The 12,451-nt window shown below is 70.9% G+C and carries 10 protein-coding genes; 6 read left to right on the forward strand and 4 right to left on the reverse strand.

What is annotated here, in order from left to right; all coding sequences use genetic code 11:
- Positions 1-11: 11 nt before the first annotated feature.
- The gene (gene efeO / locus HCC61_RS01330) at positions 12-1,151 is read right to left on the reverse strand and encodes an iron uptake system protein EfeO (RefSeq protein WP_169133340.1); all 1,140 of its coding nucleotides are present in this window, start codon (positions 1,149-1,151) and stop codon (positions 12-14) included.
- 289 nt (positions 1,152-1,440) lie between these two features.
- Here efeO and HCC61_RS01335 point away from each other — a divergent pair, with 289 nt between their 5' ends.
- The 6 genes from HCC61_RS01335 (at position 1,441) to HCC61_RS01360 (ending at position 8,557) form a co-directional block, all read left to right on the forward strand.
- Entirely contained in the window at positions 1,441-1,977 is a 537-nt protein-coding gene (locus tag HCC61_RS01335) for a hypothetical protein (RefSeq protein WP_169133341.1), read from the forward strand.
- Positions 1,961-2,428, forward strand: coding sequence for a hypothetical protein (locus tag HCC61_RS01340; protein WP_346776966.1), 468 nt, complete (start codon positions 1,961-1,963; stop codon positions 2,426-2,428). Before HCC61_RS01335 ends, HCC61_RS01340 begins: the two co-directional genes overlap by 17 nt.
- Before the next feature lie 272 nt (positions 2,429-2,700).
- Positions 2,701-4,335 (forward strand): glutamate decarboxylase, encoded by a 1,635-nt coding sequence (locus HCC61_RS01345; RefSeq protein ID WP_240968343.1) that lies wholly within the window; start codon positions 2,701-2,703, stop codon positions 4,333-4,335.
- A 167-nt stretch (positions 4,336-4,502) separates the two neighbouring features.
- Positions 4,503-6,701: a catalase gene (locus HCC61_RS01350; RefSeq protein WP_346777011.1), complete on the forward strand. Its 2,199-nt coding sequence runs from the start codon at positions 4,503-4,505 to the stop codon at positions 6,699-6,701.
- 65 nt (positions 6,702-6,766) lie between these two features.
- Positions 6,767-7,765 carry a Ku protein gene (locus HCC61_RS01355; RefSeq protein ID WP_169133342.1) on the forward strand — a complete coding sequence of 333 codons (999 nt, stop codon included), beginning with the start codon at positions 6,767-6,769 and terminating at the stop codon, positions 7,763-7,765.
- A 174-nt stretch (positions 7,766-7,939) separates the two neighbouring features.
- The gene (locus HCC61_RS01360) at positions 7,940-8,557 is read left to right on the forward strand and encodes an SAM-dependent methyltransferase (RefSeq protein ID WP_169133343.1); all 618 of its coding nucleotides are present in this window, start codon (positions 7,940-7,942) and stop codon (positions 8,555-8,557) included.
- A gap of 6 nt (positions 8,558-8,563) precedes the next feature.
- Here HCC61_RS01360 and HCC61_RS01365 read toward each other — a convergent pair whose 3' ends face one another.
- From HCC61_RS01365 to ctaD, 3 genes are read right to left on the reverse strand one after another with little or no spacing between them, the layout of a single operon-like run.
- Entirely contained in the window at positions 8,564-10,138 is a 1,575-nt protein-coding gene (locus HCC61_RS01365; RefSeq protein WP_169133344.1) for a ubiquinol-cytochrome c reductase cytochrome b subunit, read from the reverse strand.
- 39 nt (positions 10,139-10,177) lie between these two features.
- Positions 10,178-10,561 (reverse strand): cytochrome c oxidase subunit 4, encoded by a 384-nt coding sequence (locus HCC61_RS01370; protein WP_169133345.1) that lies wholly within the window; start codon positions 10,559-10,561, stop codon positions 10,178-10,180.
- The gene (ctaD, locus tag HCC61_RS01375; RefSeq protein WP_277349011.1) at positions 10,558-12,213 is read right to left on the reverse strand and encodes a cytochrome c oxidase subunit I; all 1,656 of its coding nucleotides are present in this window, start codon (positions 12,211-12,213) and stop codon (positions 10,558-10,560) included. The genes HCC61_RS01370 and ctaD overlap by 4 nt, the downstream gene beginning before the upstream one ends.
- Positions 12,214-12,451 lie beyond the last annotated feature (238 nt).

A 12,451-nucleotide genomic window follows, 5' to 3' on the forward strand; every position in this document is an offset into this window, starting at 1 on the left:
ATCGCGCCCCCTTATGACGCGACCGTCGCGGCGAGCCGCGAGAGCGGTTCGGCCAGTGCGTTCACCGCGTTCGAGAGCTTCTTGCGGTCGCCCTTGCCGACGGTGTCGTACGAGACGAAGCCGTCGCCCTTCCGGTGTTCGTCGAGGTTCTTCCCGATCGCGGCGAACTGCTCGTCCAGGTCCTTCGCGAGCTGCGCGTCCTTCTTCTCCGTCACCGGCTTCAGCAGCTCGTAGGCCTTCTCCGCGCCGTCCACGTTGGCCTCGAAGTCGACGAGGTCGGTGTGGCTGTAGCGCTCCTCCTCGCCGGTGACCTTTCCGGTGGCCACCTCGTCGAGGAGCTCCTTGGCGCCGTTGGCCATGCTGGTCGGGGTGATACGGGCCTTGCCGACGCGGTTCTGCCAGTCCTTGAGGTCCTTCATCAGCTTCCCGGCCAGCTTCTTGTCCTCCGCGGAGATCTTCTTCTCCTCCCACAGGGACTTCTCCAGCTTGTGCCAGCCCGTCCACTTCTGGCCTTCCTCCAGGCCGTCCGCCCGGACGTCGACCTTGGGGTCGATGTCGCCGAAGGACTCCGCCACCGGCTCCGTGCGCTCCCAGCCGACGCGGGAGACGGCGTACCGCTTCTTCGCCTCCGCGACGTCGCCGTCCTCGACGGCGTCCGCGAACTTCTGCGCCGCGGGCACCGTTTGGTCGGCCTGCTTCTGCACGTATGCGCGGTACCCGGCGACGGCGGCGTCCAGCTTCGGGTTGCGCTTGCGGTCGGCCCCCTTGCCGGTGGCGGTCACCTTCTGGCGGATGCCGTCGCCCTTCATGCCGGGCTTGCAGGCGATCTCGTACTTCCCGGCCTCGACCTCGGTGGTGATGTCCGCCTTCGTGCCGGGGCCGATGTTCTCCCGCTCGGTGACGATGCGGTCGCCGGGCGCGTAGACGTAGACCTCGGTGACCTTGGTGCCCTTGTTCTCGATGTGGAGGCGGACGTGGCCCGCGGGGAACTCGGTGTCAGAGACCTTGCAGGAGGAGTCGCCCGCGGCGACCTGCACGCCGCCGTGGCCGCCCGCCTTCTGCTTCTCCGCGCAGCCGGTCAGCACGGCGGCGGCCAGCAGGGGAACTGCCGTGCCGGCTATGAGAGTTCGGCTGCGTGCGGAGGCGGACATGCTGATCTCCCGTTGGCCGGCGGCAGGTTCGGTGGTTCGGTGCCGTGTGCGTGAGCGCGCGGTGGGTGCGCGGTGGGTGCGCGGACGTACGCGGCTGTACGGATGTGAGTGATACAGGGCGGACGCCATTTAAGCAAGGCTTACCTAACCCGTGAAGGTAGCACGGGGCCGCCTCCGCGCCCCCGGCCGTCGGGCCCGTACGCGGAACGGCCCCCGGGAAGTGGCAGGTCACCGGCGCCTGGGCTGTAGTGAGCGGTGAGGAGGAGGACAGCCGGCGCGAGGAGGCCCGATGGGAGACGGCAGCGGGACCGGGGCCGGGAGGGCTGCCCTCGCCGCGGTCGCCGTGGCGCTGCTCGTGCTGACCGCCGGGTGCGGTGGCGGCGGCGACGAGGGCGGCGGCGGAGGCGGCGGCACCTCGGCGAGCGCCAAGGCCAAGACGGTGACGGCCCGTTCGACGGACCTGGGGAAGATCCTCGCCGGCGGGCAGGACAAGACCCTCTACCGTTTCGAGAAGGACGAGGGCCCCAAGTCGACGTGCTCCGGCGGCTGTTCGCAGGCGTGGCCGCCGATGGTGGTCAAGGGCAAGGCGGTTGCGGGCAGCGGCGGTGTGGAGGAGGGCCTGCTCGGCACGTCCAAGCGCAGCGACGGCAAGACCCAGGTCACCTACAACGGACGTCCGCTGTACTACTACCAGGGCGATCAGAAGGCCTCCCAGACCAACGGCCAGGGACTCGACCAGTTCGGAGCCAAGTGGTACGTGCTGGACCCCGCCGGCAAGGAGATCAAGAAGAAGGCGAAGGACGGCGGCGGTGGCGGCGGTTACTGACCGGCGGCGCCCGGCGCGCGCCTCGCACCGCTTCATGCGGGGTGCCGCCCGGCTGCTGGCCGCGGCCGGTCTGGCGGTGAACGCCTATGTGCACGCCCACCTCGCGCCCACGTACGACGGGGTAGCCGCCTCCGTCAGCCAGGGCGATCTCTTCCGGCTGGAGGCCGCGCTCGGCGCCCTCGCCGCGCTCCTCGTGCTGGTGTGGCGTCGGCTGCCCGCCGACCTCTTCGCCTTCGTCGTCGCGGCCGGCGGACTCGCGCTGCTGCTGATCTACCGCTACGCCGACATCGGCCAACTGGGCCCGTTCCCCGACATGTACGAGCCGCTGTGGAACGGCGACAAGACCGTCGCCCTCGTCGCGCAGGCGGTGGCCGTCGTCTCCACCGTCCTGCTGATTCTCACCGTGCGCCGCCGCCGGCCGGGCCACGGTCGGTCGCCGGACGTTCTCTGAAGCGTCGCGGCGGCCGCCCGCGGCAGCCCGATGCGGATCCCCGCGGGCACGCCATGAGTTCACCGGCGTCCGTGACGGTGCGTCCGGTCGGCCGGGGCGACTCCGCCGTCGGCCGGTGCCTCGCCTCCTCCGGGGAGTGCGTGGCGAGCAGCATCCACGGAGAGGGGCGGGCGGCCCCCCGGCCGGCGCAGCCCGGCGGGCCGGACGGCGCGTGCGGCCGTAGGTTCGCGGGAGAAGGGCATCCGCGACCGCCGCCCGGGAGGCACGGACACATGGCGCTGCACAAGGGCCGGACCGACGCCCGCACCCGAACCGGCACCCCCACCGACGCCCGCTCAGGCACCGGAACCGGAACCGGCACCGGCACCGACGCCCGCTCAGGCACCGGGACCGGGAGCACACCCGACGGCTCCCCGGTGCCGTCCCGTGACGGACACGGACGCCCGCAACCGGCCGGACGTGCCGGACGTGCCGGAGGTGCCGGACGTGCCGGGCACGCCGGACGCGACCGGCGCCCCGGAAGCACGAGGTCCGCGTCCGTCTCCGTCAACCCCTTCTACGGCGAGGCGAACCCCGTCAGCGGGATGACCACGGAACCGCCCCGCCACCTCCTCCCGGACGGACCGATGGCCCCCGACGCCGCCCGCCAGCTCGTGCACGACGAGCTGATGCTGGACGGCAACTCCCGCCTCAACCTGGCCACTTTCGTCACCACGTGGATGGAGCCGCAGGCAGGCGAACTGATGGCCATGTGCCGGGACAAGAACATGGTCGACAAGGACGAGTACCCGCGCACCGCCGAGCTGGAGCGGCGCTGCGTGGCGATGCTCGCCGACCTGTGGAACGCCCCCGACCCCTCCGCCGTCGTCGGCTGCTCCACGACCGGGTCCAGCGAGGCGTGCATGCTCGCGGGCATGGCGCTCAAGCGCCGCTGGGCCCGCGGCGCCGGCGACCGCTACCCGTCGGCCGCGCGCCCGAATCTGGTGATGGGCTCCAACGTCCAGGTGTGCTGGGAGAAGTTCTGCGACTTCTGGGAGGTGGACGCCCGTCAGGTCCCCATGGAGGGCGAGCGCTTCCACATCGATCCGCAGGCCGCGGCGCAGCTGTGCGACGAGAACACCATCGGCGTCGTGGCGGTGCTCGGCTCCACCTTCGACGGGTCGTACGAGCCGGTCGCCGAGGTGTGCGCCGCTCTCGACGGCCTTCAGGACCGTACGGGCCTCGATGTGCCGGTCCATGTGGACGGTGCGTCGGGCGGGATGATCGCGCCCTTCCTCGACGAGGACCTGGTATGGGACTTCCGGCTGCCGCGGGTCGCCTCCGTCAACACCTCGGGGCACAAGTACGGCCTGGTCTACCCCGGGGTGGGCTGGGCGCTGTGGCGCTCCGCTGATGCACTGCCGGAGGAGCTGGTCTTCCGGGTCAACTACCTCGGCGGCGACATGCCCACCTTCGCGCTGAACTTCTCCCGGCCCGGCGCGCAGGTCGCCGCGCAGTACTACACCTTTCTGCGGCTGGGCCGCAGCGGCTTCCGCGCCGTACAGCAGGCGGCGCGCGACGTGGCGCGCTCGCTGGCCCGCCGCATCGGGGAGACGGGCGACTTCCGGATGCTGACCCGCGGCGACCAGCTGCCCGTCTTCGCCTTCACGACGGGGCCGGAGGTCAAGGCGTACGACGTCTTCGACGTCTCGCGGCGGCTGCGCGAGCGCGGCTGGCTGGTGCCCGCGTACGTCTTCCCGCCGAACCGTCAGGACCTCGCCGTGCTGCGGATCGTGTGCCGCAACGGCTTCACCGCGGATCTCGCCGACCTGTTCATGGACGACATGAGCCTGCTGCTGCCCGAACTGCGCGCCCAGAGCTGCCCGTTGGGGCGTCCCGCGTCGGTGGCGACCGCCTTCCACCACTGAAGGGGCACCGGGTCCGTACCGGGTCCTTCCGTTTGAGCATGATCCCGGCGGTTACCCCGGGCCGACGGAAATCCCCATGAACCATCCCAGATCTCCTCGTTGGAGGACCGGTGGCAGACTCTCGGCGCGCTCAGGACAGCAGGGACCGTACGGCACGCGAATCGGAGATCCCGGGGCGGCCCGCCCCCGAGGCTCCGGTGCTGGAGGAGCCCACCACGCCACGCGATCCGCTGCCCCCCAAGCCGGACCAGGAGGGGCCCGAGGTCTACTCCCCGACGGGCGAGGCCACCGGCGCCGACCGCGCGGTGCTGGCGCAGAGCGGGCCGTGGCTGACCACCGCTCAGGGGCTGCGGCTCCCGGACGGCGACCACTCGCTCAAGGCGGGCGAGCGCGGGCCCGTGCTCCTCCAGGACCACCATCTCCGGGAGAAGATCACGCACTTCGACCACGAGCGGATCCCGGAGCGCGTGGTGCACGCGCGGGGCGCCGCCGCGCACGGAGTCTTCCGCGGCTACGGCACGGCCGCCACCGTGAGCAAGGCGGCCTTCCTCGCCGAGGGCGCCGAGACGCCGGTCTTCGTACGGTTCTCCACGGTGCTGGGCTCACGGGGCTCGGCGGACGCGGTGCGGGACACCCGCGGCTTCGCGACGAAGTTCTACACGTCCGAGGGGACCTTCGACCTCGTCGGCAACAACATCCCGGTCTTCTTCATCCAGGACGCCATCAAGTTCCCCGACGTCATCCACGCCGCGAAGCCGCACCCCGACCGGGAGATCCCGCAGGCCCAGAGCGCGCACGACACCTTCTGGGACTTCGTCTCGCTGCACACCGAGGCCACGCACCACACCATCTGGAACATGTCCGACCGGGCCCTGCCGCGCTCGTACCGGACGATGGAGGGCTTCGGCGTCCACACCTTCCGCCTTGTGGACGCCGCGGGGAAGACGACGCTGGCGAAGTTCCACTGGAAGCCCAAGGCCGGTGTGCACTCCCTGCTGTGGGAGGAGGCGCAGATCATCAACGGCGTCGACCCGGACTTCCACCGCAGGGACCTCGCCGACGCCATCGAGTCCGGTGCCTTCCCCGAGTGGGAGCTGGGCGTCCAGACCTTCCCCGACAACCCGGAGCAGACCTTCGAGGGCATCGACCTGCTCGACCCGACGAAGATCGTTCCGGAGGAGATGGCTCCCGTACAGCCCATCGGCCTGCTGACGCTCGACGCGAATCCGTCGGACTTCTTCGCGGAGACCGAGCAGGTCGCCTTCCACCCGGGCCATCTCGTGCCCGGCATCGACGTCACCGACGACCCGCTGCTGGCCGGGCGGCTCTTCTCGTACATCGACACGCAGATCAGCAGGCTCGGCGGCCCGAACTTCGCGCAGATCCCCGTCAACCGCCCGCATGCGCCGGTCAACGACATGCTGCGCGACGGCATGCACCAGACCGCCGTGCACTCCGGTGTCGCCCCCTACCGGCCCAACTCCCTCGACGGCGGCTGCCCGTTCCTGGCCGGCGCGGCCGAGCGCGGATACGTCGAGACACCCGTCGAGACGCAGCCGGGAGCGGCGAAGGTGCGCGAGGCGCCGGCGTCGTTCGGCGACCACACCAGCCAGCCCCGGCGCTTCTATCTCTCGCTGACGCCCGTTGAGCGCGAGCACGTGATCGCCGCGTACACCTTCGAGTTGAGCAAGTGCTACGAGGACACCGTCAAGGAGCGCAACCTGCGGGTCCTCGCCGACATCGACCCCGGCCTGTGCGCCCAGGTCGCCGCCGGTCTCGGGCTGCCCGTGCCCGCCGCCTCGGGGCCGCTCGCCGACGTGGCACCGAGCCCGGCGCTCTCCCAGATCGGCGGTGAGTGGCCGGTGACGGGACGCGTCGTGGGCATCGTCGCCGACGGGGACAGCGACCTGGACGCCGTACGCACGCTGCGCCGCTCGGTGCTGGACGCCGGGATGGTGCCGCTGGTGATCGCGTCGAAGGGCGGGCATCTCGCGGACGGGATCACGGTGCAGCGCACGTTCGCCAACGCGCGCTCCGTGGAGTTCGACGCGATCGTGCTTACCGGCGTGCCCGCGCCCGGTGACGACGCATACGGGGCCCGTGACGCGAAGGCCGGCCAGGACGGGCCCGACGGTCTCGGCGCCGACCCGAGGGTGCTGACCCTGCTCGCCGAGGCGTACCGGCACGCCAAGGCGCTCGGCGGGCTCAAGGGCAGCGGCGACGTGCTCGCCGCGGCGGGCTGCCACGAGCAGTCGCCCGGTGTCGTGATCGACAGCGATCCGCGGACGCTCTTCGAGCAGATCGCGGGGCTGCTGCGGCAGCACAGGGTGTGGGCGCGGTTCCCGGCGGCGCAGCGGGCGGAGTGAAGCGCCCCGACGGGGTTACCCGGCCGGACAGCACAGCCGCCGCGCGGGGAGAGGGAGGAGTGACAATGGCCCGCCCGATCTGGAGCGGAGTGATCACCTTCGGTCTGGTGACCGTTCCCGTGCAGCTCTTCGCCGCCGTCGAGGACCATGCGATCCACTTCCACCAGCTCCAGCGCGGTACGGGCGACAGGGTCCGCAACCGCCGCGTCAGCGAGCGCACCGGCAAGCGCGTCGAGTACGACGACATCGTCAAGGGCTACGACGTGGGCGGCGGCGAGTACGTGGTCGTCGAGCGCGAGGAGCTGGAGGAGATCGCGCCGGGAAGGTCGCAGGTCATCGAGGTCGGCGGCTTCGTCGACCTCGATGAGGTCGAGCCCGCGTACTTCAGCCGGACCTACTACCTGGCGCCCAGGAGCGACGAGTACGCGCGGGTCTACCGGCTGCTGTTCACGGCGCTCGACGAGTCCGGCAGGGCCGGGATCGCGACCTTCGTGATGCACGCCAGGGAGTACCTCGTCGCGCTGCGCGCCGGCGACGAGGCGCTGGAGCTGCACACCCTGCACTGGGCCGACGAGGTCCGCGACCCGGAGCGGGAGCTTCCGAGGCTGCCGGGCCGGGAGTCCGGGCGCAGCGAGGAGCTCCACAGCGCGCGGCAGCTGATCGACGCGATGGCGATGGACTGGCGTCCCGAGGAGTACGAGGACACCTACGAGACGAAGGTGCGGCAGCTCGTCGAGGCCAAGCGGGACGGCAAGGAGGTCGTCGCCGAGGAGAAGCCCCCCGAGGCCACCAACGTGGTCGACCTGGAGGACGCGCTGCGGCGCAGCGTCGACCAGGCGGGCTCCCGCAGGGGGGAGGCCCGTCGCCCGCGCAAGCGGAACGGGGGGCGCGGCCCCGGCGGCAGGGGCGGCGGCGGTGACGGCGGCCGGCGGCTGTCCGAGCTGAGCAAGCGGGACCTGTACGAGCTGGCCACGGAGCACGACGTCCAGGGCCGCTCGCGGATGAACCGGCAGCAGCTCGTCCGGGCCCTCAGCGACGGCCGCCCGAGGAAGGCGGCGTCCTGACCGGCGCGTGAGCCGGCACCTGCGACGGGCCCGGGGACCTCGGGCAGGCGGGCACGCGGCACGCGAGGGGCGTGACGGCGCGGGCCTGGACGGGCGCGGTCCGGTCTGAGATGCACCTTTCATCACCCGATGCGAAGCTCTGGGGAACGGCTGAGCACGCGAGGTGGTACCGCGATGAACACTCCCGACGCCTACTTCGAGCAGCTCTACAGCGACTCCCCGGATCCGTGGAGCCTCGACGGGCAGTGGTACGCGCGGCGCAAGTACGACCACACCCTCGCGGCCCTGCCGCGGCGCCGCTACCGCAGCGCCTTCGAGCCCGGCTGCTCGGTCGGCGTCCTCACCACGGCCCTCGCCGAACGCTGCGACAGCCTCCTGGCCACCGACCGCGTCGCCGCCGCTGCCGAGCTGACCGCCGCCCGCACCCGTCACCTCCCGCATGTACGGGTCCGCCGGCTGGCCATACCCGACGAGTGGCCCGAGAGCCGCTTCGACCTGATCGTGCTCTCCGAGCTGCTCTACTACTTCGACGACCGCTCGCTGCGCGAGGTGCTCAACCGTACGGTCGACGCCCTCGAACCCGGCGGCACCCTCGTCACCGTGCACTGGAACCATCCCGCCCCCGAGCACCACCGCACGGGCCGCGCCCTCGCCCCCGTGCTCAGCGCGGTTCCGGGGCTGACGCTGCTGACCGACTGCCGCGACCCGGACTTCACGCTGCACGTGCTGGGGCGCCCGGACGGCGTCGGGCGCGGCCCGCACTCGACGGCCGTGCTCGAAGGGCTCGTCTGACCGCGGTCAGCCGACGCGGTCCCCGAAGTACCAGCGGCTCAGCGCGCCGCGCAGCCGCTGCACCCGTCCCGGCGGACGCCCGTCCGAGCCCCGCGCCGCCGGGAGTTCGAGGGGACGGGGCCGCTCGCGCATCAGCAGCGTGTACTGCTTCGCGTACGGCAGCGGACGGTGCCCGGGCTCCATCCCGCCCTCCAGGGTCTGCCGCACCTCGCCGGTCTCCTCGCCCTCCCGGATGCGCTCGAAGTCGTGGGCCCGCAGCGCCACGCACAGCCGACGGGTCACCATGAACGCGATCACCGGGGCCAGTACGAGAGCACCCCGGAAGGTCCACGTCAGAGCGTTGAGGGAGACGCCGAACATCGTGGCGATGACGTCGTTGCCGCCGGCCAGCAGCAGCACCCCGTAGAAGGTGATCCCGGCGACGCCGAAGGCCGTGCGGGCGGGGCGTTCGCGGGGCCTGTCGCACAGGTGGTGCTCCCGGTCGTCGCCCGTCAGCCATCTCTCCAGGAACGGATAGAGATAGATCGCCGTGAAGAGCAGGGCCGGCAGGATCACGGTCGGCACCAGGATGTTCCACATGAAGGTGTGGCCCCACACCGTCGTCTCGAACGGCGGCATCAGGCGCAGCGACCCTTCGAGGAAGCCGATGTACCAGTCGGGCTGCGAGCCGGTGCTGACCTGGTCGGTGCGGTAAGGGCCGTAATTCCAGACGGGGTTGATCTGCGCGACGCCCGCGAGCACCGTGGTCAGGCCGAAGACCATCATCTGGAGCCCGGCGGACTTCGCGGTGAACTGGGGGAACATCGGCTGCCCCACCACGTTCCCCTTCGTACGGCCGGGGCCGCCCCACTGGGTGTGCTTGAGGTAGACGACCAGGATGAGGTGGAGCACCACCAGGGCGACCAGCAGCGCCGGGATCAGCAGGATGTGCACCGTGTAGAGCCGCGGGATGATCTCCGTGCCCGGATACTCGCCGCCGAAGAGGAAGAGGCTCAGGTACGTGCCGACGACGGGGATCGACAGCAGCAGGCTCTGCACGACCCGCAGCCCGGTGCCGGAGAGCAGGTCGTCGGGCAGCGAGTAGCCGCAGAAGCCCTCGACCACGGCGAGCACGAACAGGGTGACGCCGACCACCCAGTTGATCTCGCGGGGCTTGCGGAATGCGCCGGTGAAGAACACCCGCATCATGTGCACGCCGATCGCCGTGATGAACACCAGCGCCGCCCAGTGGTGCACCTGACGGATCAGCAGGCCGCCGCGCACGTCGAAGCTGATGTGCAGCGTCGAGTCGTACGCCTCGGAGACCAGCTGCCCGCGCATCGGCACGTACGAGCCCGTGTAGCGCAGCTCGGTCGAGGTGGGGTGGAAGAAGAAGGTGAGGAAGACGCCGGTCAGGAGGAGCAACACGAGGCTGTAGAGCGCCAGTTCGCCGAGCAGGAACGACCAGTGGTCGGGGAAGGCCTTGCGTACGAGCGAGCCGCCCTCGGCGGCCGGCATCCGGGCGTCGAGATACTTGAAGCCGCTCTCGGCCGCGCGGCCCGCCCTCGCCCCGGGACGCGCTGTCCTCCGCTGCGGGAGCATCCGTCCTCCTCCTCTCTCCTCCTGCTGCTGCGCAGCGGGTCAGCGGTCGTTGTGCTGGAAGACGAATCCGGCGACGCCCGGGGCGACGATCCCGACGCCGATGAGGAAGAGCCACATCCCGAAGATCACGCCGAGCCCGGCGACGGCCGTGCCCAGCGCGGTGAAGACGGGGTAGTAGCTGCGCGGCGGGAAGAACGCGAGGGGTCCCGCGGTGTCGCGCACGGCCGCGTCCGGGCGGTCCTGCGCGCGCGTGCCGCGCCGCCGGTACTGCATCCACAGGAAGAACGCGATGAGCGAGGACATCAGACAGGAGATCAGCAGCGCCGCGTTCCCCGCGGGGTCCTCGGAGAAGGGCACGTAACCGGCGGCCACGGCCGCGAAGAACGCGGCGACGCCGGTGAAGAGCAGCGCCTCGACCTTCATGGCCGCGCCCCCCGTGGCTCCGGCGGACTCCCCGGCGTCTGCGGCGGCCCCGCGGACGCGCGGGAGATCTCCGGATGGTGCAGGTCGAAGGCCGGGGACTCGGAGCGGATGCGGGGCAGCGCTTCGAAGTTGTGCCGCGGCGGCGGGCAGGACGTGGCCCACTCCAGCGAACGGCCCCAGCCCCAGGGGTCGTCCTCGGTGACGCGCTTGCCGTGCCGGGAGGTGCGCCACACGTTGTAGAGGAACGGCAGCGTCGACAGGCCCAGGAGGAAGGAGCTGAACGACGAGATCATGTTGAGGACGGTGAAGCCGTCGGACGGCAGATAGTCCGCGTAACGGCGGGGCATCCCCTCGGCGCCGAGCCAGTGCTGCACGAGGAACGTGCCCTGGAAGCCCGTGAAGAGCGCCCAGAAGTGGATCTTCCCCAGGCGTTCGTCGAGCATCTTCCCCGTCATCTTCGGCCACCAGAAGTAGAAGCCGCCGAAGGTCGCGAAGACGATGGTGCCGAAGAGCACGTAGTGCAGGTGGGCGACGATGAAATAGCTGTCGGTGGTGTGGAAGTCCAGCGGCGGCGAGGCGACCAGCACACCCGTCATCCCGCCCAGCAGGAACGTCACCAGGAAGCCCACGGCCCACAGCATCGGCGTCTCGAACGACAGCGAGCCGTGCCGCATCGTGCCGATCCAGTTGAAGAACTTCACGCCCGTGGGCACCGCGATCAGGAACGACATCAGCGAGAAGAACGGCAGCAGCACCGCGCCCGTCGCGAACATGTGGTGGGCCCAGACGGTCGCCGACAGCCCCGTGATGGTGCAGGTCGCCGCGATCAGCCCGATGTAGCCGAAGAGCGGTTTGCGGCTGAAGACCGGGATGATCTCCGTGACGACGCCGAAGAAGGGCAGCGCCACGATGTAGACCTCGGGATGCCCGAAGAACCAGAACAGGTGCTGCCAGAGGATCGAACCGCCGTTGGCGGCGTCGAAGATGTGCGCCCCGTACTTGCGGTCGGCCTCCAGCGCCAGCAGCGCCGCCGTCAGCACGGGGAAGGCGAGCAGCGCGAGGATCGAGGTGAACAGCACGTTCCAGGTGAACAGCGGCATCCGGAAGACCGTCATGCCCGGGGCGCGCAGACACACGATCGTGGTGATGAAGTTGACCGAGCCGAGGATCGTGCTGAGGCCCGCGACCACGAGCCCCATCACCCACAGGTCGCCGCCCGAACCCGGCGAGAACGTCGAGCTGTTGAGCGGCGCGTACGCGAACCAGCCGAAGGACGCCGAGCCCTCCGGGGTCAGGAAGCCGCTGAGGACCATCAGCCCGCCGAACAGGAACACCCAGTAGGTGAAGGCGTTGAGCCTGGGGAAGGCCACGTCGGGTGCGCCGATCTGCAACGGCATGACGACGTTGGCGAATCCGGTGAACGTCGGCGTCGCGAACAGCAGCATCATGATGGTGCCGTGCGTGGTGAACAGCTCGTTGTACTGCTGGGACGAGACCACCTGGAGCCCCGGACTTGCCAGTTCGGCCCGCATCAGCATCGCCATCAGGCCGGCGGCGAGGAAGAAGGCGAACGAGGTGGCGAGATACATGTTGCCGATCACCTTGTGATCGGTGGTGCTGAGATAGGTCAGCAGCCGCTTTCCCAGCGCCAGACGCCGGTCTCCCGCAGGCGGGCGGGTGTCCGGCGCTCCCTCGTCTCGTACCGCCGCGTCCTCTGCTGCTGTGTCCACCCGATGGCCTCCCCGCCCGGCTGCCGCGGAGCCGGGTGCCCGGCGCGGCGCCGTGCATGCTGGAACACCCTGAAGAAGGTGCCCCGGGCGGTGGGGCTGCCACGCCGGTGGGCGGGACCGCGGTCACCCGGACGCATGGGGCCCGGTCGCGGTCCCGGTC

This window comes from Streptomyces sp. HNM0575, assembly GCF_012726265.1.
Classification (GTDB): Bacteria; Actinomycetota; Actinomycetes; order Streptomycetales; family Streptomycetaceae; genus Streptomyces.

Coding starts and splice junctions, on each gene's coding strand:
- HCC61_RS01365 (WP_169133344.1), bottom strand. CDS start 10,138: ATGCTCCCGCAGCGGAGGACAGCGCGTCCCGGGGCGAGGGCGGGCCGC.
- HCC61_RS01370 (WP_169133345.1), bottom strand. CDS start 10,561: ATGAAGGTCGAGGCGCTGCTCTTCACCGGCGTCGCCGCGTTCTTCGCG.
- HCC61_RS01345 (WP_240968343.1), top strand. CDS start 2,701: ATGGCGCTGCACAAGGGCCGGACCGACGCCCGCACCCGAACCGGCACC.
- HCC61_RS01360 (WP_169133343.1), top strand. CDS start 7,940: ATGAACACTCCCGACGCCTACTTCGAGCAGCTCTACAGCGACTCCCCG.
- HCC61_RS01335 (WP_169133341.1), top strand. CDS start 1,441: ATGGGAGACGGCAGCGGGACCGGGGCCGGGAGGGCTGCCCTCGCCGCG.
- efeO (WP_169133340.1), bottom strand. CDS start 1,151: ATGTCCGCCTCCGCACGCAGCCGAACTCTCATAGCCGGCACGGCAGTT.
- HCC61_RS01355 (WP_169133342.1), top strand. CDS start 6,767: ATGGCCCGCCCGATCTGGAGCGGAGTGATCACCTTCGGTCTGGTGACC.